At 71.4% G+C, this 24533-nt stretch carries 22 protein-coding genes; 4 read left to right on the top strand and 18 right to left on the bottom strand.

Features of this window, described 5'->3' with window-relative positions; translation table 11 throughout:
* Positions 1–20 precede the first annotated feature (20 nt).
* The 9 genes from fbaA to K7854_RS22010 all read right to left on the bottom strand — a co-directional run bounded on the left by fbaA (position 21) and on the right by K7854_RS22010 (position 8637).
* Positions 21–1052: a class II fructose-bisphosphate aldolase gene (gene fbaA, locus K7854_RS22050; protein WP_226028271.1), complete on the bottom strand. Its 1032-nt coding sequence runs from the start codon at positions 1050–1052 to the stop codon at positions 21–23.
* A gap of 154 nt (positions 1053–1206) precedes the next feature.
* A complete protein-coding gene (gene pyrE / locus K7854_RS22045; protein WP_226028270.1) occupies positions 1207–1755 on the bottom strand; it encodes an orotate phosphoribosyltransferase in 549 nt (182 codons plus the stop codon).
* 9 nt (positions 1756–1764) lie between these two features.
* Positions 1765–2562 (bottom strand): aldose epimerase family protein, encoded by a 798-nt coding sequence (locus K7854_RS22040; protein ID WP_226028269.1) that lies wholly within the window; start codon positions 2560–2562, stop codon positions 1765–1767.
* A 36-nt stretch (positions 2563–2598) separates the two neighbouring features.
* Complete coding sequence (locus K7854_RS22035) at positions 2599–3435, bottom strand: SRPBCC domain-containing protein (protein ID WP_226028268.1); 837 nt, start codon at positions 3433–3435, stop codon at positions 2599–2601.
* A gap of 52 nt (positions 3436–3487) precedes the next feature.
* Complete coding sequence (locus K7854_RS22030) at positions 3488–4216, bottom strand: response regulator (protein WP_226028267.1); 729 nt, start codon at positions 4214–4216, stop codon at positions 3488–3490.
* The gene (locus K7854_RS22025; RefSeq protein ID WP_226028266.1) at positions 4213–5373 is read right to left on the bottom strand and encodes a sensor histidine kinase; all 1161 of its coding nucleotides are present in this window, start codon (positions 5371–5373) and stop codon (positions 4213–4215) included. The genes K7854_RS22030 and K7854_RS22025 overlap by 4 nt, the downstream gene beginning before the upstream one ends.
* A 264-nt stretch (positions 5374–5637) precedes the next feature.
* Positions 5638–7290 (bottom strand): polyamine aminopropyltransferase, encoded by a 1653-nt coding sequence (locus K7854_RS22020; protein WP_226028265.1) that lies wholly within the window; start codon positions 7288–7290, stop codon positions 5638–5640.
* 125 nt (positions 7291–7415) lie between these two features.
* Positions 7416–7952 (bottom strand): DUF2617 family protein, encoded by a 537-nt coding sequence (locus tag K7854_RS22015; RefSeq protein ID WP_226028264.1) that lies wholly within the window; start codon positions 7950–7952, stop codon positions 7416–7418.
* Positions 7953–8352: 400 nt separating this feature from the next.
* Positions 8353–8637, bottom strand: a complete 285-nt coding sequence (locus K7854_RS22010; protein WP_226028263.1) for a hypothetical protein — start codon at positions 8635–8637, stop codon at positions 8353–8355.
* Between the two features lie 416 nt (positions 8638–9053).
* Between K7854_RS22010 and K7854_RS22005 the strand changes: the two genes are divergently transcribed.
* Positions 9054–10244 carry a pyridoxal phosphate-dependent aminotransferase gene (locus tag K7854_RS22005; RefSeq protein ID WP_226028262.1) on the top strand — a complete coding sequence of 397 codons (1191 nt, stop codon included), beginning with the start codon at positions 9054–9056 and terminating at the stop codon, positions 10242–10244.
* A 105-nt stretch (positions 10245–10349) separates the two neighbouring features.
* On the opposite strand, the gene K7854_RS22000 is transcribed toward K7854_RS22005, so the two are convergent.
* The 3 genes from K7854_RS22000 to K7854_RS21990 all read right to left on the bottom strand — a co-directional run bounded on the left by K7854_RS22000 (position 10350) and on the right by K7854_RS21990 (position 14283).
* Positions 10350–10886 (bottom strand): YbjN domain-containing protein, encoded by a 537-nt coding sequence (locus K7854_RS22000; RefSeq protein ID WP_226028261.1) that lies wholly within the window; start codon positions 10884–10886, stop codon positions 10350–10352.
* 171 nt (positions 10887–11057) lie between these two features.
* On the bottom strand, positions 11058–13655 hold the full coding sequence (clpB, locus tag K7854_RS21995; RefSeq protein WP_226028260.1) for an ATP-dependent chaperone ClpB: 2598 nt from the start codon (positions 13653–13655) through the stop codon (positions 11058–11060).
* A 292-nt stretch (positions 13656–13947) separates the two neighbouring features.
* Complete coding sequence (locus tag K7854_RS21990; protein WP_226028259.1) at positions 13948–14283, bottom strand: Rieske (2Fe-2S) protein; 336 nt, start codon at positions 14281–14283, stop codon at positions 13948–13950.
* A gap of 324 nt (positions 14284–14607) precedes the next feature.
* Here K7854_RS21990 and K7854_RS21980 point away from each other — a divergent pair, with 324 nt between their 5' ends.
* Genes K7854_RS21980 through K7854_RS21970 form a run of 3 tightly spaced genes read left to right on the top strand, consistent with a single transcriptional unit; the run spans position 14608 to position 17617 of the window.
* The gene (locus tag K7854_RS21980) at positions 14608–15618 is read left to right on the top strand and encodes a helix-turn-helix domain-containing protein (RefSeq protein ID WP_226028258.1); all 1011 of its coding nucleotides are present in this window, start codon (positions 14608–14610) and stop codon (positions 15616–15618) included.
* The gene (locus K7854_RS21975; RefSeq protein WP_226028257.1) at positions 15615–16643 is read left to right on the top strand and encodes a helix-turn-helix transcriptional regulator; all 1029 of its coding nucleotides are present in this window, start codon (positions 15615–15617) and stop codon (positions 16641–16643) included. Before K7854_RS21980 ends, K7854_RS21975 begins: the two co-directional genes overlap by 4 nt.
* Positions 16640–17617 (top strand): helix-turn-helix transcriptional regulator, encoded by a 978-nt coding sequence (locus tag K7854_RS21970; RefSeq protein WP_226028256.1) that lies wholly within the window; start codon positions 16640–16642, stop codon positions 17615–17617. Before K7854_RS21975 ends, K7854_RS21970 begins: the two co-directional genes overlap by 4 nt.
* On the opposite strand, the gene K7854_RS21965 is transcribed toward K7854_RS21970, so the two are convergent.
* From K7854_RS21965 to dnaK, 6 genes are all read right to left on the bottom strand, one after another.
* A complete protein-coding gene (locus K7854_RS21965; RefSeq protein ID WP_226028255.1) occupies positions 17580–18608 on the bottom strand; it encodes a helix-turn-helix transcriptional regulator in 1029 nt (342 codons plus the stop codon). The two genes, K7854_RS21970 and K7854_RS21965, sit on opposite strands and share 38 nt — an antisense overlap.
* Positions 18609–18758: 150 nt before the next feature.
* Complete coding sequence (locus K7854_RS21960) at positions 18759–19877, bottom strand: sugar ABC transporter substrate-binding protein (protein WP_226028254.1); 1119 nt, start codon at positions 19875–19877, stop codon at positions 18759–18761.
* Positions 19878–20080: 203 nt separating this feature from the next.
* Complete coding sequence (locus K7854_RS21955; RefSeq protein WP_059299450.1) at positions 20081–20536, bottom strand: heat shock protein transcriptional repressor HspR; 456 nt, start codon at positions 20534–20536, stop codon at positions 20081–20083.
* A gap of 5 nt (positions 20537–20541) precedes the next feature.
* Positions 20542–21732 carry a molecular chaperone DnaJ gene (gene dnaJ / locus K7854_RS21950; RefSeq protein WP_226028253.1) on the bottom strand — a complete coding sequence of 397 codons (1191 nt, stop codon included), beginning with the start codon at positions 21730–21732 and terminating at the stop codon, positions 20542–20544.
* A gap of 42 nt (positions 21733–21774) precedes the next feature.
* Positions 21775–22452, bottom strand: a complete 678-nt coding sequence (grpE, locus tag K7854_RS21945) for a nucleotide exchange factor GrpE (protein WP_226028252.1) — start codon at positions 22450–22452, stop codon at positions 21775–21777.
* On the bottom strand, positions 22449–24302 hold the full coding sequence (gene dnaK, locus K7854_RS21940; RefSeq protein WP_226028251.1) for a molecular chaperone DnaK: 1854 nt from the start codon (positions 24300–24302) through the stop codon (positions 22449–22451). The genes grpE and dnaK overlap by 4 nt, the downstream gene beginning before the upstream one ends.
* Between the last annotated feature and the right edge of the window lie 231 nt (positions 24303–24533).

Raw genomic sequence — 24533 nt, 5'->3', positions numbered from 1 at the left:
GCCGTGCGGACGGCCGGGTGTTACTTGATCTTCTGGCCCGCCGAGCGCAGGTGACCGCAGGCCTCGACGACGCGCGCCGCCATGCCGCCCTCGGCCAGCTTGCCCCAGGTGCGCGGGTCGTACGTCTTCTTGTTGCCGACCTCGCCGTCGACCTTGAGGACGCCGTCGTAGTTGCGGAACATGTGGTCGGCGACCGGACGCGTGAAGGCGTACTGGGTGTCCGTGTCGATGTTCATCTTGACCACGCCGTTCTCCAGGGCGGTCGCGATCTCCTCGGCGGTGGAGCCGGAGCCGCCGTGGAAGACGAAGTTGAACGGCTTGCTGCCGGCCGGCTGACCGTACTTGGCGGCGACGCCCTCGTTCAGCTCCTTCAGCAGCTCGGGGCGGAGGACGACGTTGCCCGGCTTGTAGACGCCGTGCACGTTGCCGAAGGACGCGGCGAGCAGGTAGCGGCCCTTCTCACCGAGGCCGAGCGCCTCGACGGTGCGCAGCGCGTCGTCGACCGTGGTGTAGAGGGAGTCGTTGATCTCGTGCGAGACGCCGTCCTCCTCGCCGCCGGTCGGGGTGATCTCGACCTCAAGGATGATCTTGGCGGCGCGGGCGCGCTCCAGCAGCTCGGTGGCGATGGCGAGGTTGTCGGCCAGGGTCTCGGCCGAGCCGTCCCACATGTGCGACTGGAAGAGCGGGTTGCGGCCGGCCTTCACGCGCTCCTCGGAGACCGCGAGCAGCGGGCGGACGTACCCGTCGAGCTTGTCCTTGGGGCAGTGGTCCGTGTGCAGGGCGACGGTGACGTCGTACTTCTCGGCGACGATGTGCGCGAACTCGGCGAGGGCGACGGCGCCGGTCACCATGTCCTTGTTGTGCTGGCCGCCCAGGAACTCGGCGCCGCCGGTGGAGATCTGGACGATGCCGTCGCTCTCCGCCTCCGCGAAACCGCGCAGGGCCGCGTGCAGCGTCTGGGAAGAGGTCACGTTGATGGCGGGGTAGGCGAACTTTCCTGCCTTCGCCCGGTCCAGCATCTCGTTGTAGACCTCGGGAGTTGCGATGGGCATCTGTCCGCTCCTTGTATGTGCGGGTGGGCGTGTTGGCGCTTATGGCCCTGACCTAGGACTGGGGGGCGACGTCATCGTCGGCCCCATCCTTCCAGACGGAAGGGGAATCCCCGAGTGGACCCCGGTCCCGTCTCGGCCCCTGGTACCCCTGGTGTCAGTCCAGGCCCAGCTCGTCCTTGTCGTACGCGTACAGGTACGGCACCTCCGCGCCGTCCTGGATCTTCTCGGCGGCGCCGGTCGCCCGGTCCACGATGGTGGCGACGGCGACCACCTCGGCCCCGGCCTCGCGCACCGCCTCGACGGCGGTGAGCGGGGAGCCGCCGGTGGTGGAGGTGTCCTCGACGACCAGGACGCGGCGGCCCTTGATGTCCGGGCCCTCGACGCGGCGCTGCAGCCCGTGCGCCTTGGCGGCCTTGCGGACGACGAACGCGTCCAGCTTCCGGCCCCGCGCGGCGGCGGCGTGCAGCATGCTGGCGGCGACCGGGTCGGCGCCCATGGTCAGCCCGCCCACCGCGTCGAACTCCAGGTCGGCGGTCAGGTCGAGCAGCACCTGCCCGACCAGCGGCGCGGCCTCGCCGTCCAGGGTGATGCGGCGCAGGTCGACGTAGTAGTCCGCCTCCAGGCCCGAGGAGAGGGTCACCTTGCCGTGCACCACGGCCTTGTCCTTGATCTGCTGCAGCAGCTCGCCGCGTACGTCCGTCATGCCCCCAGCTTAGAGCCGGGTCCAGCGCCAGGTGGTCGTGGCCTCCAGCGGCTCCAGCGGCGTGACCAGGCGCGGGAGGGTGTTCAGGCCGTTGGGCGGGCCGGTCTGCGGCTCCACACAGACGGCGGCCTCCTGTTCGTCGTACACCACGACCCACTGCTCCCGGCTGGTCACCTTCAGCTCCAGCCGCCCCGGCCAGGTCAGCGTGACGTCGACGCCGTCGGGCATGCCGAAGCAGTCGTCCCAGGGGCCCGGCTTCGGCTCGACCCGGTTGCCGGTCGGGAGGTGGTCGGCGCCGCGCTCCTCCTGCCAGGCGGGGTCGAAGGCGATCTCCACGCCGGTGCCGTTCTCGCCGTCGAGGGTCCGGTTGAACCAGGGATGCCAGCCGATCTGCGCCGGGAAGGACGACTCGTACGTCTCCACGGACATCGACAGGGTGAGCCCGTCCTCGGCGAGCGCGACCACCTGGGTGACGCGGCCGGGGTACGGCCAGGGGTCGACGAGGTCGTAGGTGAGGACGGCCTCGTCCGCGGTGACGCGGGCGGTGCGCCAGGCGGCGTCGCGGGCGGTGCCGTGGATGGCGTGCGGCGGGGAGTTCAGCGGCATCTGGTGTTCCACGGCGCCGTCGCGGAAGCGGCCGTCGCGGATGCGTCCGCACCAGGGGACCATCGGGAAGCAGCCGTAGCGTTCGCCCTGGCGGAGCAGTTCCGTGCCGCCGACGCGGAGCCCGCCGATCCGGCCGCCGTTGCCCGGCAGCACGGTCGCCTCCGCGTCGCCCGCGGTCAGCGTGATGGGTTCGTTACTCACGCCACGACCCTACTGGGGCGATCAAGGGCGCCCCACTCAGCGGCGTCGGCGCAGCGCGCGGCCCACCACGATCGCCGACGCCACGACCAGCGCCGCCGCGGGGGCGGCCCAGCGCAGGGGGGCGCCGACCGCGCTCGCCTGCGGGGCGGGCACGGGGGCGTACCGGCCGCGCGGCGGGGCGTGGTCCACCTCCTCGGCGCTGCGGCCGATCATCGTGCGGCGCGCGTGCGCGGCCTCGGCGGCGGGCGGGACGGCGGGCCCGTCGTCCGTGCCCCCGTCCGTGTCCTGGTCCGTGTCTTCGTGCGCGTCCTCGTCCGTGTCCTCGTCCTCGTCGGTGTTCATGAGGGAGGGCGGGGGGACCTCGGTGTCGAAGACGGAGGCGGGGCGCGGCTCGGGGTCCGGTCGCGGCTCCGGTTCCGGCTGCGGGTCGGGGGGCGCCGCGGGGGACGCCTGCGCCGCCGTGCCCAGGTTCTCCGCGAAGCGGGTCAGCAGCCGGGTCGTGGCCGAGGTCACCGATTCCGGCGGCAGCTCCGTGACCCGGCCGTCGGCGGTGGCCGTCCCGGTGAACACGAGGGTGGCACCGCCCTCGGCGTCGGCCGCGCGCAGCGTCAGCGCGAGGGTGACCGCGCCGGTGCCGCGCGACTCGGTGGCGTCGCCCTCGACGGCGTAGGTGCCGTCCTCGCGCGCGGACAGGCGCACGGCGCCGCGGTAGGTGATGGAGTGACTGCCGATGCGCACCTTCAGCCGGCCCGCGACGGGCTCGGCACCGGCGTCCTGCTGGAGCCCCGGAACCGCCCGGGCGACCCGGACGGGGTCGGCCAGCACGTCCCTGAGCCGCTCGGCCGGAACCGGAACGAACACCTCATGCTCCATGTCAGCGCAGCTTACCCAGCGGGCGCCCGGTACACCCCCCGTCGGCACGAAGTCACCCGCCGCCCGCGCTGCCCGGCGTCACCAGTCCCGTCTCGTACGCCACCACCACCGCCTGGGCCCTGCTGGTCAGGCCCAGTTTGGCCATGGTGCGGTTGAGGTGGGTCTTCACGGTGGCCTCGCTGATGAACAGCCGGTCGGCGGCCTCGGCGTTGCTCAGACCGCGGGCCACCAGGCGCAGGACCTCCGCCTCGCGGCCGGTCAGCGCCGTCAGGGCGGGCGGCGCCGGGACGTGCGGGGGTTCGGCGCGCCCCGTGTCCGTCAGCCGCGTGAACGCCTCCACCAGGCGCCGGGTGACCGCGGGGGCGAACAGCGCGTCGCCGCCGTGCACCGCGGTCACCGCGGCCAGCAGCCGTTCCGGGCCCGCGTCCTTGAGCAGGAAGCCGGAGGCGCCGGCCCGCAGGGCGCCGTACACGTACTCGTCGAGGTCGAAGGTGGTCAGGACGAGGATCCGGGGCGCGGGGTCCACGGCCTGGGCAAGGATCCGCTCGGTGGCCTGGATGCCGGTGAGGCCGGGCATCCGGATGTCCATCAGGACCACGTCCGGCCGGATCCGCGCGGCCAGCTCCACCGCCTCGGCGCCGTCGGCCGCCTCGCCGGCGACCTCCATGCCGGGGGCGGCGCGCAGCAGTGCGGCGAGGCCGCTGCGGACGAGGTACTGGTCGTCGACGACGAGCAGGCGTATCGGCCCGTCCGTCGGGCGGTCCCGGTCTGCGTCGGTCATTCCCGGACGGTGTCTCCCCGGCGTGCGGCTGGTACCGGCGTCGGCAGGGTCAGGCGCACGCCGAATCCACCCTCGCTGCGCGGGCCGACGGCGATCGTCCCGCCGTAGAGCTTGGCCCTCTCCCGCATTCCGATCAAGCCGTGGCCGCCGCGTTCGGCGGGTATGTCCTGATCCGGTCCCCCGGCGGGCCCGTCGTCGGTCACCGACACCGTCACCTCGCCCGCGCGGTAGGCGAGTTCCACGGCGGCGTCCGCGCCGGGGGCGTGCTTGAGCACGTTGGTGAGGGCTTCCTGCACCACCCGGTAGACGCACAGCTGGACGCCGGGCGGCAGCGGGCGCGGGGTGCCGGTGACGCGCAGGTCCACGGCCACGCCGCCGGTGCGCACCCGGGTGACCATCTCGTCGAGCTGGCCGAGGCCGGGCGCCGGAGCGCCGTCCGCGCCCTGCACGCCGTCGGCGCGCAACAGGCCGAGCATGCGGCGCAGTTCGGCCAGCGCCTCGCCGCTGGCGCCCTCGATGGTGTCCAGGGCCTCGCGCGCGGTGCGGGCGTCGGAGTGGAAGACGAAGCGGGCGAGACCCGCCTGGACGTTGATGACGGCGATGTGGTGGGCGACCACGTCGTGCAGTTCGCGGGCGATCCGCACCCGTTCCCCGGCGACCTCGCGCCGGGCCCGGTCGGCCTGTTCGGCGCGCAGCCGCAGCGTCAGCTCGCCGGTCCGGCGGGCCACGTGGCCGAACCGCCACAGCACCAGCGGGAAGCCCACGGCCTGCCCCGCCACCGAGGCCATCGACCCGCCGTCCGTGCGCAGCCCGGCGTAGATCCAGACCGCGGCGAGCAGGGCGGCGCAGGCGGCGGCGGTGCGGTGGGGGCGCAGGGAGGCGACGGTGTAGACGGCGAGCATGGGGCCGAAGGAGCCGACGACGGGCCAGTGGCCGAGGGTGATGTACGCGGCCCAGCAGGCGTGGACGGCGAGGCAGACGGCGACGGGGGCGCGGGTGCGCAGTACGAGCGGGAGGGTCAGCAGGGCGACGAGCGTCCAGGCGAGCGGGTCGAGCGCGGGCCACCCCTGGGTGACGGCCTCGGTGCCGAGCAGGACGGCCACGGTCGTCAGCGCCGCGGCGATCAGGCCGTCGGCCGCCAAGGAGTGCAGGCGCATCCGGGCAGCGTAGGTCCGGCCGCCGGGCGTCGGCGTCATCCTTTCGCCGTACCGCGGAAGTTGCAGGAACCGGGCGGCTACCACGCCGGGTTGGCTCCGTTCTCCACCCACCGCGGGATTCGGGGCCGCGCGGTGCGGCCGTAGGTTCTCGGTGCGAGCGATCCACAGGGGGATCAGGGGGATGTGGCGGTCCGTCCCGCACTCGGGGGAGGGCCGGGCCGCCGCACGGGGACGCGCGGGTCGTATCCGCGGCACCCCCGCGGCTCAGTACCGCGGATGCGGAAGCGTGGACGGCGGCAGCCCGGGGATCCGGGTGCGGGCCGCGTCGCGGGCGTCCCGGGCCAGCGATCCCGGCGTGAGGGTGCGCGGGCGGGGCGCCGCCGGGTCCAGGCGCAGCGCGGGGGCGGTGCGCGCGGCCAGCAGGAAGCCCCAGCCGCGGGGACCGCGGAGGCCGGCGGCCGCGCGTCCGGTGCCGGGCGCGGTGCCGGAGTCCCGGGCGACGACGCGGTAGGCGGCCGCCGGCAGGCCGGCCGCGCGGAGGGTGGCGTCCACCGTCCAGAAGGCGCGGGGGCGGTCGGCGACCGGGCCGGCGTGGACCGCCAGCCGCCCGTCGGGCGCGAGCACCCGCCGCAGCAGGCCGTAGAACTCCTGCGAGTACAGCTTGGTGCTGGCCGTGAGGCCCGGGTCGGGCAGGTCCGCGATCACCACGTCGTACGCCGCGGAGGGCGTCGAGCGCAGCCGGCGGAAGGCGTCGCCGGTGAGGACGCGGACGCGGGCGTCGCCGTAGGCGTGCTCGTTGAGGGCGGACAGGCCGGGGTCGTGCCGGGCCAGCCGGGCGAGGCCGGGGTCGGCTTCGAGCACGTCGACGCGGTGTACGCCGGGGTGGCGCAGCACCTCCCGGGCGGCGAGGCCGTCGCCGCCGCCGAGGATCAGCACGCGCGCGTGCGGGCCGTCCATCGCGGGGTGCACCAGCGCCTCGTGGTAGCGCCGCTCGTCGCTGCCGCGCACCCGCAGCCGCCCGTCGAGGAACAGGTCGAGGGGCCGGCCGTCGGCCTCGCCGGTGAGGACGACCTCCTGCACGTCGGTCTGCACCGCCACCCGGACGTCCTGGCCGTATACGGCGTGCCGGGCCGCGCGTTCGAAGTCGTCGGCGAGGACGGTCGCCGTGGCGAGCAGGGCGAGGACCACGGCGTTCGCGGTCAGCAGCAGCCAGCGGGCCCGGCGGGTCAGGTCGCGCCGGAACAGCCCGAGGACCAGGGCGGCCCCCACGACCGCGTTGACCGTGCCGGTGAGCAAGGCGCCGGTGAGCTGGCCCAGGAAGGGCAGCAGGACGAACGGGAAGGCGAGGCCGCCGACGAGCGCGCCGACGTAGTCCGCGGCGAACAGGTCGGCGACGGCACCGCCCGGGTCCTGCCGGCGCACCCGCTGGATCAGCTCCATCAGCAGCGGCACCTCGGCGCCGATCAGCACGCCGATGGCGAGGGAGAAGGCGACCAGCAGGATGCGCGGGCCGTCCGCCCACAGGCCGCCCCAGCCGCCGGTCCAGGCGAAGACGGCGTACAGGACCATCGCGCTGGAGCCGCCGACCAGGGCGAGGGCGGCCTCCAGCGCGCCGAAGCCGGCCGCCGCGAGGCCGCGCAGCCGTTTGGCGGCGAGCGAGCCCAGGCCCATGGCGAAGACCATGACGGACAGGACGACGGACGCCTGGGTGACCGAGTCGCCGATCAGGTACGAGGCGAGCGCGACGAGTTCGAGTTCGTACACGAGCCCGCAGGCCGCGCAGACGAAGACGCCCGCCAGCACCAGGAACCGCCCGACGGCGGGCCGTACGGGCAGCCGGGCGGGCGCGTCGGGGCCGCAGGGGCCGCCCCAGGACGGCGGAGAGCCGGGCGGGGCGGGCGCGTGCGGTTCGATCACGCAGTGACGTTACGTCACTCCAGCACTGCGCTTCGTCACCCACACGTGTGAAACTCAAGGCTGCTTGAGCACCACAGGTTTATCCGGCCCTCACCCGCTCGCGCCACGGGCGCGCGCCCCCCGCTTCACACCGCGGACGGGCTGAGCCGGGCCGTCGGCACCCGCACGCCCACCCGGGTGCGGGTCGCCACCAGCTGGCCGTCCTGCGGGTAGGCGTGCCAGGTCCGCCAGTGCACCTGCCCCTCGTGCCGCTGGGCCAGCAGCGCGGTGAAGGCGTGCGGGCTGCCGGGGAAGACGCCCGCCAGGCCGTGCGGGTGGTCGGAGACCAGGGCCAGCAGCTCCTGGGCGCGGCCGGCGAAGGAGCCCGGGGTCAGCACCTCCACCCGGGCGGCGAACTCGTACTCCCAGTCGCCCACCCGCTTGGCGACGCCCAGCGGAAGGGGGGTGCTGCTGCCGGGGATGCACGCCACCGTCTCCGAGCAGCTGCCCCGCTCCTCCTCGAGCAGGACTTGGTGGGAGGCGCCGAGCAGTCTCAACTGCAGCCTCGCGTCCGTCAGTTCGACGTCCAGACAGGCGAGCGCGGGCAGCGGCTCGCGCCCCAGGGCCCAGGCCAGGTCGGCGGCGCGGGTGTCGGTGTAGGCGGTTTTCAGGGTCGTGAGCATGGATCGGCTCCGCAAGCACACAAGGAGAGGAAGGTGTGGGGTCTGCGCATCCGCGGCGCTGCCGGGGATGCGGCCCGCTCAGCCCAGTCGGCCGGTCAGGAGGGGGGTCAACAGGTCGTCCGAGGAGCTGCGTTGATGAGGGAGAGCGAATCATGAACGATGGCGCCGCCACAGCGTTTTTACCCAACTTCGTGACGTTTCCATCCCTCAGGGGGCTCCACAGCTCAACTGTTCAACCAGAGCGCACACCCCGCCCGTACGGCGTGCGCCGGGGTGTGGGAGCGCCCACCGGGAGTGTGGCCCGGCGGGCGCTCTGGGTGGGGCAAGGGGGCCCGGTCCCAGGGACGGGCCCCCTCGGCGGGGATGCGGTTCCCCCTGGGCGGAGCTCAGCTGCCCCGTGTCAGCTGCCTCCGCCGCATCCGCCGCCGCCCCCTCCCCCGCAGGACGACCCGCCTCCGCAGGACGAGCCGCCACCGCAGGAGTGGCCCGAGTGGTGACCGTCCGAGGACGAACCGCCCCCGTCGCCGGCCCACCAGCTGTTGGTGCCGCCGCCGCTGTCGCCGCCCCCGCCGCCCCGGCGCGAGCGACCGCCCCCCGCCCGGACGGCACCGGAACTGCGTCGGCCCAGCACGAAGACCCTGATCACCAGGGCCGCGACCACGAACAGGATGATGCCTGTGACCATGGCTCCACCCTCCTTCCGTCCCCGGACCCGGGCCCGGTGGACTCCCCCGAAGCAATCCCCCGTCGGATGCCCCGCTGCGTATCGATTGCCTGTGGATCACGCCGTGAAGCTCGTTGCGTGAACGGGGGATGCCCCTCGCCGCCGCGCCCCAAAGCAGAGTTGAGGAAGTTCTGAGGGTCTTCGACCGGGAACGGCCCCTGACCTGCACTCTCATGGAGATGGAGGATGAGAGGGGCGGGGATCTACGGCCTGCGACATAGTCCCGAGGTGGCTCCCGGGGACCTTTGTGCCCGCCCCTCTTGACCGCGGACCTCAAAGGTTCTCTGACCGGTCTCCATCCACCGGGCAATCTAACAAGTGGCTCTGACAACGCTCTGAGTTGAGGAAGACCAGAGCCTCGGCGCAGGATGGCCGGCATGACCTCGATGAGCTCCAGCGCCCGTCCCCTCCTGAACCGCCGGCTCGCGGAGTTCGGGACGACGATCTTCGCCGAGATGTCCGCCCTGGCGGTGCGGACCGGGGCGATCAACCTCGGTCAGGGCTTCCCCGACACCGACGGTCCCGAGGAGATCCGCGAGGCCGCCGTGCGGGCGCTGCGCGACGGGCGCGGCAACCAGTACCCGCCCGGCCCCGGCGTCCCCGAGCTGCGCGCCGCCGTCGCCGGCCACCAGCTGAGCCGCTACGGCCTGTCCTACGACCCCGACACCGAGGTCCTGGTCACCGCCGGTGCCACGGAGGCCATCGCGGCGGCCCTGCTGGCCCTGCTGGAGCCCGGCGACGAGGTCGTCGCGCTGGAGCCGTACTACGACTCGTACGCGGCCTGCGTCGCGATGGCGGGCGGCACCCGCGTGCCCGTGACGCTGCGCCCGCACGAGGGCGCGTTCCGCCTGGACCTGGACGAGCTGCGCGACGCCGTCACCGACCGCACCCGGCTCCTGCTGCTGAACACCCCGCACAACCCGACGGGCACGGTCCTCACCCGCCAGGAGCTGGCGGCGATCGCCGAGCTGGCGGTGGAGCGGGACCTGCTGGTGGTGACCGACGAGGTCTACGAGCACCTGGTCTTCGACACCGCCGAGCACATCCCCCTGGCGTCCTTCCCGGGGATGCGGGAGCGCACGGTGACCATCGGGTCGGCCGGCAAGACGTTCTCGTTCACCGGCTGGAAGGTCGGCTGGGTCACCGCCGCGCCCGCCCTGCTCACGGCGGTCCGCTCGGCCAAGCAGTACCTGACGTACGTGGCCTCGGGGCCCTTCCAGTACGCGGTGGCCGAGGCGCTCGCGCTGCCGGAGTCGTACTTCGCCGCCTACCGGGCCGACATGGAGGCCAAGCGGGACCTGCTGGCGGCGGGGCTGGCCGAGGCGGGCTTCGGGGTGTACCGGCCCGCCGGGACGTACTTCGTCACCACCGACATCCGCCCGCTCGGCGTCAGCGACGGCTTCGCCTTCTGCCGCTCACTGCCGGAGCGCGCGGGCGTCGTGGCCGTCCCCAACGCGGTCTTCTACGACCACCGGGAGGAGGGCGCGCCCTTCGTGCGGTTCGCGTTCTGCAAGCAGGCCTCGGTGCTGGAGGAGGCGGTGCGGCGGCTGAAGGCGGCGGCGGGGTGAGCGGGCCCGCACCGTGCCCCGGTACGCGCGGACCCGGGTACGACGAGAGCCCGGGCCCCGCACTGCCGGGGTCCGGGCTCTGCTGTGATCAGCCGCGGGGGCGGACTACTCGCCGTCCTCGTCGGTCGGCTTCTCCGCCTCGTTGACGTCCTGCTCCAGGCCGAGCTGCTCCACGAGCCACCGGTCGAACTCGATGGCGGCCCGCACCCAGCTGACCGTCGAGGAGACGAAGTGCTCCAGGCTGACGCCCATGCCGATCAGCATCTGCGCCTCGCCGATCAGGCGGACGGTGCCGTCGTCGTGGGTGTGGGAGTACACCTTGGGCCACAGGGTGCGCCGGTTCCAGTCGTCGACCGACTCCAGGAGCTGGGGCTTCTCGTCGATCTGGTGGGGCCGGTCGTAGAACGTCCGCACCGAGAAGACCTGCTGGTCGCCCTCGCCGCGGAACATGAAGTACGTACGGAACTGCTCCCACGGCGCCGCGAGGTCGCCCTCGTCGTCGACGACGTACTTCAGCTCCATCTGGTCGAGGAGCTGCTTCACAAGATCCTGATCCGGGACGACGGGGCCCGCCGGTCCTTGGGGCTGCGGCTCGGGCTGCTTGCCCCCGAAGTTCGGAATCGAGGACGGGTCGATGCTCACCGTGAATTTCCCTTCGTACGGATCCGGCCATCCTCCCCCATGCGGGGAGGGGCGTGGCAAGCCCGTCGGGGGCCTGTCAGCCCTCGGCTGACTCGATCCGGCCAGTCGGGTACCCCGCTCGGCGCCCCGGCAACCCGAAGGGCGGATCGCCGGGGCGGGCCGTGCGGTCGGTCACAGCGTCTTGCCGCTCGCCGGTCCCACGATCAGGTCGTCGCCGAAGCGGTCCACGCGGACCGTGTCGCCGTCCTTGATCTCACCGGAGAGGATCTCCCGGGCGAGCCGGTCGCCGATCGCGGTCTGCACGAGGCGGCGCAGCGGCCGGGCGCCGTAGGCCGGATCGTTGCCCTCCTCCGCGAGCCAGCCGAGGGCCTCGTCGGTGACCTCCAGGGTGAGGCGGCGCTCGGCGAGCCGCCGGGCCAGGCCGTCGATCTGGAGCCGGGCGATCCGGCTCAGCTCGTCCTTGCTGAGGGCCGAGAAGACCACCAGGTCGTCGAGCCGGTTGAGGAACTCCGGCTTGAAGGAGGCCCGGACCACCTCCAGCACCTGCTCCTTCTTCTCCGCCTCGCCGGTGGTCGGGTCGACCAGGTACTGGCTGCCCAGGTTGGAGGTGAGCACCAGGATGGTGTTGCGGAAGTCGACGGTGCGGCCCTGCCCGTCGGTGAGGCGCCCGTCGTCCAGCACCTGGAGCAGGATGTCGAAGACCTCGGGGTGCGCCTTCTCCACCTCGTCGAGCAGCACGACGGTGTACGGCCGCCGCCGCACGGCCTCGGTGAGCTGGCCGCCCTCCTCGTAGCCGACGTATCCGGGCGGGGCGCCGACCAGCCGGGCGACGCTGTGCTTCTCGCTGTACTCGGACATGTCGATGCGGACCATGGCCCGCTCGTCGTCGAAGAGGAAGTCGGCGAGCGCCTTGGCCAGCTCGGTCTTGCCGACACCGGTGGGGCCGAGGAAGAGGAAGGACCCGGTCGGGCGGTCCGGGTCGGCGATCCCGGCCCGGGAGCGGCGTACGGCGTCGGAGACGGCCCGCACGGCCTCGGTCTGGCCGATGAGCCGCTTGCCCAGCTCGTCCTCCATGCGCAGCAGCTTCTGCGTCTCGCCCTCCAGCAGCCGCCCGGCGGGGATGCCGGTCCAGGAGGCGACGACGTCGGCGATGTCGTCGGCGCCGACCTCCTCCTTGACCATGGTGTCCCGGGCGACCTCCTCCTCCGCCTCGGAGGCGGCCTCCAGGTCGCGCTCCAGGGTGGGGATCTCGCCGTACAGCAGCTTGCTGGCGGTGTCGAAGTCGCCGTCGCGCTGGGCGCGCTCGGCCTGCCCGCGCAGTTCGTCGAGCTTCTCCTTCAGCTCGCCGACCCGGTTGAGGGACTTCTTCTCCTTCTCCCAGCGGGCGGTGAGGCCGCGCAGCTCCTCCTCCTTGTCGGCGAGGTCGCGCCGCAGCCGCTCCAGACGCTCCAGGGAGGCGGCGTCGGTCTCCTTGCCGATCGCCAGCTCCTCCATCTTCAGCCGGTCGACGGCGCGCTGGAGTTCGTCGATCTCGACCGGCGAGGAGTCGATCTCCATGCGCAGCCGGGATGCGGCCTCGTCGACCAGGTCGATGGCCTTGTCGGGCAGGAAGCGGGAGGTGATGTACCGGTCGGATAGGCTCGCGGCGGCCACCAGCGCGCTGTCCGCGATCTGCACCTTGTGGTGGGCCTCGTACCGCCCCTTGAGCCCGCGCAGGATGGCGATGGAGTCCTCGACGGTCGGCTCGGCGACCAGCACCTGCTGGAAGCGGCGCTCCAGGGCGGGGTCCTTCTCGATCCGCTCCCGGTACTCGTCGAGGGTGGTGGCACCCACCATGCGCAGCTCGCCGCGGGCCAGCATCGGCTTGAGCATGTTCCCGGCGTCCATGGCGGAGTCGCCGCCCGCGCCGGCGCCGACGACGGTGTGCAGCTCGTCGATGAAGGTGACGACCTGCCCGTCGGAGTCCTTGATCTCGGCGAGGACGGTCTTGAGCCGCTCCTCGAACTCGCCGCGGTACTTGGCCCCGGCGACCATGGCGCCGAGGTCCAGCGCGACCAGCCGCTTGTCCTTCAGCGACTCGGGCACGTCGCCCTTGACGATCCGCTGGGCGAGCCCTTCGACGACGGCGGTCTTGCCGACGCCGGGCTCGCCGATGAGCACGGGGTTGTTCTTGGTCCGCCGGCTGAGCACCTGGACCACCCGGCGGATCTCCTGGTCGCGCCCGATGACGGGGTCGAGCTTTCCGTCCCGGGCGGCGGCGGTGAGGTCGGTGCCGAACTTCTCCAGCGCCTTGTACTGCCCCTCGGGGTCGGGCGTGGTCACCCGGCGCCCTCCCCTCGCCTTGCGGAAGGCCTCCTGCAGCTTCTTCGCACTGGCTCCCTGCCCCTCCAGTACCTCACCGGCCGCGCCGCCCTTCGCGGCGATGCCGAGGAGCAGGTGCTCGGTGGAGAGGTACTCGTCCCCGAGTTCCTTGGCGCGTGCCTGGGCGTCGGCGACCACGGCGAGCATCTCACGGCTGGGTTGCGGGGGCGCGACGGTGGACCCGGTCACGCTGGGCAGCCCGGCGACGATGCGCTCGGCGCCGGAGCGCACGGCGGCGAGGTCGGCCTCGACGGCGACGAGCAGGTCGGTGATGTTCTCGTTGTCCTGCCCCTGGAGCAGCGCAAGGAGCAGGTGGGCGGGGGTGAGGTCGGCGTTTCCCTCGGTCACGGCCCGGTTGCTGGCCGCGTTGATCGCGTCCCGGCTCCGGTTGGTCAGCTCGGCGTCCACGTTCTGGCTCTCCTCCTCGCGTAGTGCTGACTCATCCAGCGTACACAAAGTTGAGCCTGCCCCACTCAAGTCGGGAGCCGCAATTCTCCCCGGGAGACGCCGAGGCTCAGGGGGGCGGGTGACGCGGCAGTGAACGGGCCGCACCGCACGAGTGCCTTTTCGGCCAGTCGCGGAACCGGCTGGTGTCGCGAGATGTCCGCACATGCGACAGCGGCGTCACCGTGTTCAGGTCACGGTGACGCCGCTGCCGGGGGGAAGCACCTGAGCGATTTGTTACGACGGGGGAATCGCGTCAGGCACTGCGGGGGGTGGCCGAGATGGTCCTCACTTCGGGGGCCTCCGGCTGCTCGAGCCGGTGGTCCCGCTGGTCCAGGTTCACAAAGATCATTCCGTACCGGATGGCACACCGGACGGGCTGCGGCGCCCCCCGAGGCCGCCGCAGACACCGGTACGCACGCACGTCGCCGTCCTCGTCCAGCGTGACGACGACCGGCTCGCCGAAGACGGTCACCATCAGGGAGTCACCGGCGTGCGGGATCGCGGTGACCAGGTCGATGAAGTGCCAGCCGGAGCGGTAGGCGGTGGCCATTTCTCGCCGGAAGGAGCGGTCATCGGGTGGAGTCGTCATGTCAAGACCACACACTGTCGTCTGTGAGAGCTTCCCCGTCCGCGCCAGCAGGCGTAGCGGTCACCGTCGTAAGCGACCAGACGCTGTCCGCTCGGGCATCGCCCTTCGCCACGGAGAGGCCACTCAGAGTTCCGAAGGCCACAACGGCGGAGAAGGCGGCGACAAGCACCGAGCGAAGCATTCTCTTAGACATAGCCAGCTTCGTCCTCACTTGAAGGTCCCCTCTTCCCCCGTCGGATAAGACGATGGCTCATATAGGCACGTCATGGCCACACAATCGGTGCATCATGTTCCTGCACGTTCAGGACCCTGGGGGGTGGAGATTTGACAACAAATCAGACCAAAGCGACACATCCCCATGCAGTTACTGAACTGTGTGAGGCGGGGGCGCGCCTCTACGCGAACGCCCTGCGCACCGGACGTGTCGCCCGCAGCGAGGCGGATCCGGTCCCCTGTCTGATGGAGTTCGCACTCCTGCACCCCGACCCAGACGATGCCAACTGGCTCCTGCCCGTGTCTCCGGCGGTCGCCCTCGCGCGGCGGCTGAATCCGATTGAGCACGAGATATCGGAGCGTCGACGCACCTCGATCGAGCTTGCTGCGGCCTTCGAACCCTTCATGGCCCTCAGCGCGCAGGGTGCGGCACCAACCCACTCGATCACCGTCCTGGAGGGGCTCGACCGCATCAACGCGGCCCTTGACCTGGCCACGGACCAGTGCGTGGTGGAGATGCTCACGGTCCAGCCGAGTGCCCGGCACCCCGAGCGCAGGCTCATCGAGGGACTGGAGCGCGACAGGACGCTGGTCGACCGTGGGGTACGCATCCGCACCCTCTATCAGCACACGGCACGGTACAGCCCCGAACGCATGGCCTACGTGGACCAGTTCCCGAACGGGAAAGCCGAGTACCGCACCATCGACGAGCTCGTCGAGCGACTCATCATCTGCGACGAGACCGTGGCTTTCATCCCCATCCGGGACGACCGGCAGGTCGCGCTGGAAATCCGCCACCCCGGGCTGGTCCGTTATCTGATCAAGGTGTTCGAGTTCATCTGGGGGCGAGCAGTGCCGCTCACCGCCGGCGCCCCCTACGAGACGGCGCCCGACGGCATCACCGACATCCAGCACTCCATAGCCAAGCTTCTGGTCGAAGGCCACGTCGACGAGGCGATCGCCCGGCGCCTGGGCATGAACGTGCGCACGTGCCGCGCGCACATCGCCAAACTGGCCTCCGCACTAGGGAGCGGCAGTCGCGCTCAGCTGGGTTACCTCATCGCCCAGTCGGGGCTCCTGGAGCAGGACGACCAGGGCGTCACCAACGGGCACGGCCTGTGACGGGGGAGGCACGCGAGCCCACGGCGGCACCGCACGAGACGCATCCGGAGCACGGTCCCGAAGATCTCTGCACCGCCGGAACACTGCTGTACACCCAGGCACTGCGTGAGGGCCGCGTACCGGACTCAGAGGCTGCCGCGGCGCCCTGCCTGACGGCATATGGACTGCTGCAGCCTCGCGTCGGCGAACCCGACTGGCTGGAGCCGGTCGCTCCGGCCGTCGCCCTGCACCGGATGCTGGACGTATCCGCACAGCGCATCGCCGAGGAAAGGCGGCGGGAAGCCCGGCTGTCCGCGACGTTCGAACCGTTGATGCAGGTGGACGGCCGACGTACGGCCGGTGGCGACGCCGCGGCCGTACGCGTCCTCAGCGGCGTCCCGCAGATCAACGAAGCCATCAGCGAAGCAATGGCGGATGCCACCAACGAACTGCTGTGCATCCAACCCAACGCCCACTACGGCGATCAGCGCGGACGCCAGTCCCAGCACCTGTCCTTGCAACGTGATCAGGAAATGCTCGACCGCGGTGGGCGGATTCGCACCCTCTACCAGCATACGCAGCGTCACCTGCCGTTGGTCCGCGCCCGCTACGAGCAACTGCGCGGAGACGCCGAGGCGCGCTCCCTGGACGAGGTGACCGATCGCCTCATCGTCGTCGACCGCCGGATCGCCTTCATCCCCGCCAACGCCGACCGCTCACTCGCGCTCGAAGTCCGCCACCCCGCTCTCATCGACTATTTCGTGACCACCTTCGAGCGTCTCTGGCGGCTCGCTACTCCGATGCATCCACAGGCGGCCCAACACCGATCCCTGAACGGCGTCACATCGCGTCAACGCACCATCGCCTCCCTCCTCGTCGAAGGCCACACCGACGCCGACATCGCCGACCGCCTCGGCATGAACGTCCGCACCGCACGCGTCCACATCGCCAAACTCGCCGCCACCCTCGGCAGCGAGAGCCGCGCACAACTCGGCTATTTGATCGCCGAGTCGGGAATCCTCGGACAACGGGAAGTCGAGCAATGACGGCGTCGCACCCGGAGCACGGGCCGGAGGAGATGTGCCCGGCAGGCATGCGGGTGTACCAGCGCGCGCTGCAGGAGGGCCATGTGACGCAACCGGTGCCCGGCATGCCGCCCTGCCTGGTCGACTTCGGATTCCTCCACCCGGCGCCCGACGACCCGGACCGGCTCGAACCGGCCTCTCCGATGGCAGCGCTGCACAGCCTGCTGCGAGCCTCGGGCCGACGCATCGCCGACGAACGCCGGCGCGAAGAGCAACTGGTGAAGGCCTTCGCGCCGCTGATACGCGAGGAGTCCTCCGAGGCAGCGGACGTCACCGCGCTCCTGCTGGTGACAGGGAAGGAGCAGATCAGCCGGGCCATCGCCGACGCTCTGGCCGACGCCACGGAGCAGGCGCTGACCATCCAGCCGTACCAGGGCCCCAATGCTCCGCCGCGGCAGGACAACCTGCGATCGCTCCAGCGCGACCAGGCTTTCCTCGACCGAGGGGGGCGTATCCGCACCCTCTACCAACACACCTACCGGCACGCTCCACACGTGCTCGCCCGCTACGAGCAGCTGACCGGCGACGTCGAGGCCCGCACGCTCGACGAGGTCACCGAACGGCTCATCGTCGTCGACCGCACCGTCGCCTTCATCCCCGCCAGCGCCGACCGCTCACTCGCCCTCGAAGTGCGGCACCCCGCCCTTATCGCCTACTTCGTCAACACCTTCGACCGCCTCTGGCACCTCGCCACCCCCATGCACCCCCAAGCCGTCCAACAACCCACCCTCAACGGCATCACCCCCCGCCAACGCGCCATCGCCGCCCTCCTCATCGAAGGCCACACCGACGCAGACATCGCCGACCGCCTCGGCATGAACGTCCGCACCGCACGCGTCCACATCGCCAAACTCGCCGCCACCCTCGGCAGCGAGAGCCGGGCTCAGCTCGGGTATCTCATCGGGCGGTCGGGGATTCTCGACCGGGAAGGATGACCGGGGTGCGCGGGGAGCCGTCCAGGCCGGCCTGGGCTATGCGGACGCCCAGCTGGGTGCGGCTGGCCGCGCCCAGGGTCTCCGAGAGGCGGGCGATGTGCGCGCGGGCCGTGCGGACGCTGATGCCGAGGCGTTCCGCGATCACCGCGTCCTGGTGGCCCTCCGCGAGCAGCGCCGCGATGGACTGCTCGCGGTGGGAGATGCCCTCGATGCCCGTGTCGGGGAGGGGCGCCGTCAGCGGGATGGCGAGGCGCCAGAGGCGTTCGAAGACCGTGATCAGGTAGGCGATCAGGGCCGGGTGGCGCAGTTCGAGGGCCATCGTGCGGTCGGTGTTGGCGGGGATGAAGGCGACCGTGCGGTCGAAGAGGATGAGGCGGTCGATGACCTCGTCCAGGGTGCGGGCCTCCACCGCGTCACCCATGAGTTCGAGGTAGTTGAGCAGGCCCTGCCCGTGCCGGGCCACGTGCGTGTACAGGTCCCGCATCCGCACCCCGCGCCCGCGCAGCGCCAGCGCCCGGTGCAGGCCCTCGGACAGCTCGTGCTCGCGCCGGATGCCGCCGGGCTGGACGGTGAGCACCTCGGTCGTGCAGGCGGCCGTCGCCTCGTCCATCGCGGCCTGGATGCGGGACAGGCCGTCGAGGACGCGGATCGCGGTCGACTCCGGGCCGGCCGGGGTCTGGAGCAGCCTGCCCAGGCCCGCGTACCACTCGAAGGCTTCCACGGCCGAGCCCACCCGCCGCTGACTGGCGCTGACCTCGTCGTGGACCCCGCGCAGCAGCCGGGTCATGACCTCCTGCGGAGAGGTCGGCACCAGCCAGTCCATGTCGTCGGGGTCGGGGTGCAGCAGGGCCAGTTCCAGGAGGCAGGGGACGGGCTCGGCGTCCTGGCGGGGCACCCGCCCGCGCCGCACGGCCCGGGAGTACAGGCGGTCTCCGGCCGCGCAGAGCCGGTCGGCCCCGTGCGGGTGCTCCTGAGCCCCGTGCCCGGCCATCGCCCATCCCACCCCCGGTTCCGGCTCTTCCGCAGCGCAACTATGCGCGGCCCGGACCGGCTCCGCAACACGGCTCCACCCCGCGCGGGGACCGGAATGTGCCGGTTGCGGACGGAATGCCCCGCCGGTGGGACCCGGAAGACACGCGGGCTACTTCAGGCCCATCTCCGCGCACGCGTCCGCGTACTTGGCGGTGCAGATGTCGCTGACCTTGTAGAAGCCCTCCGCGATGACCGTCTCCTCGATGTTGGCCTTGGTGAGGGCGACGACGGGGACGAGCTGCGCCGGGATGCCCTTGTGCGTGGGGCTGTCGACCTTGTCGCGGGCCAGCGCGTCGAACTGGATGTCCCGGCCCTGGACCCGCGCCACGGCCATCTCCGCGGCGTTCTCGGCCTCCTGCGGGTAGGACTTGTACACGCTCATGTACTGCTCGCCGGTGACGATCCGCTGCACCGCCGCCAGCTCCGCGTCCTGGCCGGTGATCGGCGGCAGGTCGGTGACGCCCGCGTCCTCCAGGGCCTTGATGATGCCGCCCGCCATGCCGTCGTTGGCCGAGTAGACGCCCGCGATCTGGCTCTTGCCGATCTTCTCGATCGCCTCGGTCATGTTCGACTCGGCGTTCTCCGGCTTCCAGTCCTTGGTGTCGAAGGACTGGGCGATCGTCACCTTGCCGTTCAGCTCGGACAGCGCGCCCGCCTTGAACTGCTTGGCGTTCGGGTCGGTGGACGAGCCGTTCATCATGACGATCTTCTCGGAGCTCTCCGGGTCGCCGCCCAGCGCCTCGATGAGGGAGCGGCCCTGGACCTCGCCGACCAGTTCGTTGTCGAAGGAGATGTACGCCTCGATCGGGCCCTCGGCCAGCCGGTCGTAGGCGATGACGGGGATGCCGGCGTCCTTGGCCTTCCGCACGCCGTCCGCGATGGCGTGCGAGTCCACCGCGTCCAGCACGATCACGTCGACCTTGTCGTCGACCATCTGCTGCAGCTGCTCGGCCTGCTTGGCGGCGCTGGCCTCGGCGTTGGCGTACTTGACGTTGCCCTCGTCGCGCGTGAGGTCGCCGACCTTCGCCTTGAAGAAGGGGTAGTCGAACTGCTCGTAGCGCGTGTTCTCCTTCTCCGGCAGGAGCAGACCGACCGTGATGTCGTTGCCCTTGGTCGGGCTCGCGTCGTCGCTGCTGTCCGAGGCGCCCAGCACACCGCAGGAGGCCAGCGAGAAGGTCATCAGGGACGCGGCCACGGATATGGCGGTACGACGGGCACGGCTGCTCACTGCGCTAGACCTTCCGACACACGGGTGTTGTTGGTATCCAGGTGACCCAGGTGACCCCGGTGAAGGAAGCCAACGCTGTCTTCACCAAATCGTCAAGAAGTACTAGACCAATGAGACTGCACCGTTGTGAACCAGCCCCGGAGGACGGGCGGTCCTCCGGGGCTGTCACGGCCGTTTTCCCTTGTGCCGACTGCCGGTCCGGCTCAGTCCGAGGACTGGCCGTGGCGCTTGGGACGCCAGACCACCAGGGCGCTGGTCTGCTGTACCTCTTGGTAAGGAACGAGGTCACGGCGGTACGACGCGTGCACCGCGGCCTCGCGCTGGCGCATCGCCGTGGCGGCGCCGTCGAGCGCGGCGGCCAGCTCGGCCGCGCGGGCCTGCAGCTCGGCGACCTGGTTCTCCAGTTCGATGATGCGCTTGATTCCGGCCAGGTTGATGCCCTCGTCCTGCGACAACTGCTGCACCTGCCGGAGCAGTTCGATGTCGCGGGCCGAGTAGCGCCGGCCCCGGCCGGCCGTGCGGTCCGGGGAGACCAGGCCGAGGCGGTCGTACTGGCGCAGGGTCTGCGGGTGCAGGCCGGAGAGCTGGGCCGCCACCGAGATGACGTAGACCGGGGTGTCCTCGGTCAGTTCGTACGGGTTGCGTCGACGACCGTCCATTCCCGTCAAGCTCCCTTCGCGGCCTGGAACAACTCCGCCCGCGGATCCTCGTCCGCGGTCGCCTCGCGATACGCCTCCAGCGCGTCACGAGCCTTCCCCGTCAGATCCTTCGGAACACTCACCTCCACGGTGACCAGGAGGTCGCCGCGGGTGCCGTCCTTGCGGACCGCGCCCTTGCCCCGGGCCCGCATGGTGCGCCCGTTGGGCGTGCCCGCCGGCAGCTTCAGCGTGACGGGCGGACCGCCCAGGGTCGGGACCCTGACCTCGCCGCCGAGGGCCGCCTCGGCGTAGGTGACCGGGACGGTGACGGTGAGGTTGTCGCCCCGGCGTCCGAAGACGGGGTGTTCCTTGACGTGCACGACCACGTACAGGTCGCCCGCCGGACCGCCCCGCTCGCCCGGCGTGCCCTTGCCGCGCAGCCGGATGCGCTGCCCGTCGGAGACCCCGGCGGGGATCCGGACCTGCATCGTCCGCGAGGACTTGGCGCGTCCGGAGCCCTTGCAGACCTCGCAGGGGTCCTCGGCGATCAGGCCGCGGCCCTTGCAGTCCGGGCACGGGTCGGTGAGCGAGAAGCCGCCGCCCGAACCCCGGGCGACCTGGCCGGTGCCGACGCAGGTCGGGCACACGCGCGGCGTGCCGTTCTTGTCGCCGGTGCCCGAACAGGCCTTGCAGGGTGCCTGCGAGGACATCCTGAGCGGCACGGTCGCGCCCTCGATGGCCTCGGTGAAGCTCAGGGTCACCTCGGACTCGATGTCCTGCCCGCGCCGCGGCTGCGTGCGCGTGCCGGTGCCGGGTCCGCCTCCGGTGCGGTTGAACAGACCGCCGAAGACGTCCCCGAGGCCGCCGCCGAAGCCGCCCTGGCCTCCCCCGCCCTGGGCGCCGCCGCCGAAGAGGTCGCCCAGGTCGAAGTTGAAGGTGCCACCGCCGCCCGCGCCCGGCCCCGGACGGAAGCCTCCGTTGCCGAAGAGGGCGCGGGCCTCGTCGTACTCCTTGCGTTTCTTGGGGTCACCGAGGATGTCGTTGGCCTCGGAGATCTCCTTGAAGCGCTCCTCCGCCTTGACGTTTCCCTTGTTGGCGTCCGGGTGGTTCTCGCGGGCGAGCTTCCGGTACGCCTTCTTGATCTCGGCCTCGGTGGCGTCCTTGGGGACGCCGAGAACCTTGTAGTAGTCCTTCTCGATGAAGTCCTTCGTGCTCATCCCCGACGTCCCTCCTCTCGCGCCTGTGCCGTCACTTCAAGCTCAGCCCTCGTCCGGGCCACCGCTCTCCTTGGTCCCGGCGTTGTCCTCCGCGTCGGAGGCGTCCTGCCCCTCGGAGCCGGCCTCGGCCGGCTTGACCGTCTGGGCGCCCGGCTGCGGCTCGGCGACCGCCACCCGCGCGGGGCGGATGGTGCGTTCGCCGATCCGGTACCCGGGCTGCAGGATCGCCACGCACGTCGTCTCGGTGACGTCCGGTGCGTAGGAGTGCATCAGGGCCTCGTGGATCGTCGGGTCGAAGGGCTCGCCCTCCTTGCCGAACTGCTGGAGGCCCATCTTGGCGATGACCGACTCCAGCGACTCCGCGACGGACTTGAAGCCGCCGACGACCTCGCCGTGCTCCCGGGCGCGGCCGATGTCGTCGAGCACGGGAAGCAGCTCGGACAGGAGGTTCGCGACGGCGACCTCCTTGACCGCGACGCGGTCCCGCTCCACCCGGCGGCGGTAGTTCTGGTACTCGGCCTGGAGGCGCTGGAGGTCCGCCGTGCGCTCGCCCAGCGCACTGCGCACCTGGTCCAGCTGGGCCACCAGACCCGCGTTCTCGCTCGCGTCCCCGGCCGGGGCCGCCCCCTCTTCGGAGGCGGCCTGCGGCTCGGCGTCGTCAGGGGTGGCGCCGGAGGGGACGTCGGGCTTCTCGTCGAAACCCGGGGTCTCCTCCGTCACGCGGCACCGTCCTTGCGCTCGTCGTCCACGATCTCGGCGTCGACGACGTCGTCGTCGGCCTTGTCACCGGCCTGGGCGCCCGCGCCGGGGGCCTCGCCGCCGGCGGCCTGCGCGGCCTGGGCGTCGGCGTACATGGCCTGGCCCAGCTTCTGCGAGACGGCGGCGACCTTCTCGGTGGCGGTGCGGATCTCGGCGGTGTCCTCGCCCTTGAGCTTCTCCTTCAGCTCGGCGACGGCGGTCTCGACCTCGGTCTTCACCTCGCCCGGGACCTTGTCCTCGTTGTCCTTGAGGAACTTCTCCGTCTGGTAGACGAGCTGCTCGCCCTGGTTGCGGGACTCGGCGGCCTCGCGGCGGGCGTGGTCCTCCTCCGCGTACTTCTCGGCCTCCTGGCGCATCCGGTCGACCTCGTCCTTCGGCAGCGAGGAGCCGCCGGTGACGGTCATCTTCTGCTCCTTGCCCGTGCCCAGGTCCTTCGCGGTCACGTGCATGATGCCGTTGGCGTCGATGTCGAAGGCGACCTCGATCTGCGGGACGCCGCGCGGCGCCGGGGGCAGACCGGTCAGCTCGAACATCCCGAGCTTCTTGTTGTACGCCGCGATCTCGCGCTCGCCCTGGTAGACCTGGATCTGCACGGAGGGCTGGTTGTCCTCGGCGGTGGTGAAGATCTCCGAGCGCTTGGTCGGGATCGTCGTGTTCCGCTCGATCAGCTTGGTCATGATGCCGCCCTTGGTCTCGATACCGAGGGACAGCGGGGTTACGTCGAGCAGCAGGACGTCCTTGACCTCGCCCTTGAGGACACCGGCCTGCAGGGCGGCGCCGATGGCGACGACCTCGTCCGGGTTGACGCCCTTGTTGGCGTCCTTGCCGCCGGTCAGCTCCTTGACCAGCTCGGCGACGGCGGGCATACGGGTGGAACCGCCGACGAGGACGACGTGGTCGATCTCGGACAGCTGGATGCCGGCGTCCTTGATGACGTTGTGGAACGGCGTCTTGCAGCGCTCCAGCAGGTCGGAGGTGAGCTGCTGGAACTGGGCGCGGGTGAGCTTCTCGTCCAGGTGCAGCGGGCCCTCGGCGGACGCCGTGATGTAGGGCAGGTTGATGTTGGTCTCGGTGGACGAGGACAGCTCGATCTTGGCCTTCTCGGCCGCCTCGCGCAGACGCTGCAGCGCCATCTTGTCCTTGGCCAGGTCCACGCCGTGGCCGGACTGGAACTGCTTGACCAGGTAGTCGACGACGCGCTGGTCCCAGTCGTCACCACCGAGGTTGTTGTCACCGTTGGTGGCCTTCACCTCGACGACGCCGTCGCCGATCTCCAGCAGCGAGACGTCGAACGTACCGCCACCGAGGTCGAAGACCAGGATGACCTGCTCGTCCTTGTCCAGGCCGTAGGCCAGCGCGGCGGCGGTCGGCTCGTTGACGATGCGCAGGACGTTGAGGCCCGCGATCTCACCGGCCTCCTTGGTGGCCTGGCGCTCGGCGTCGTTGAAGTACGCCGGGACGGTGATGACCGCGTCGGTCACCTTCTCGCCCAGGTAGGACTCGGCGTCCCGCTTCAGCTTCTGCAGCACGAAGGCGCTGATCTGCTGCGGGTTGAAGTCCTTGCCGTCCAGGTTGACCTTCCAGTCGGTGCCCATGTGGCGCTTGACCGAGCGGATGGTCCTGTCGACGTTCGTGACCGCCTGGCGCTTGGCCACCTCGCCGACCAGCACCTCACCGTTCTTGGCGAAGGCGACGACGGACGGCGTGGTCCTGGCGCCCTCGGCGTTGGTGATGACGGTGGGCTCGCCGCCCTCCAGAACGCTGACGACGGAGTTAGTCGTGCCCAGGTCGATGCCGACCGCACGTGCCATGGTGAATAACCTCCAGCTGACTTGAGTGGAACAGGCTCAAGTGTGCACGACGCCCGGCACTGGGTCAACAGAGGTGAGTCGGCCAGGCTCAACTCTTATCCGCTCCTTACGCGCAATGGGGGGCGGAGTGGCACGCCGCGGCCAGGGTTGCCTCAGCGACGCAGATCACCGCACGTCCGACTACAGTGCGGCGGAGGATGGGGGTAGTCTCAAACGGACTGATTAAGTTAC

This window comes from Streptomyces hyderabadensis, from assembly GCF_020404845.1.
Taxonomy (GTDB): domain Bacteria; phylum Actinomycetota; class Actinomycetes; order Streptomycetales; family Streptomycetaceae; genus Streptomyces; species Streptomyces hyderabadensis.
The sequence above is the reverse complement of the archived record's forward strand: the minus strand, read 5'-3'. Positions and strand labels throughout refer to the sequence as shown.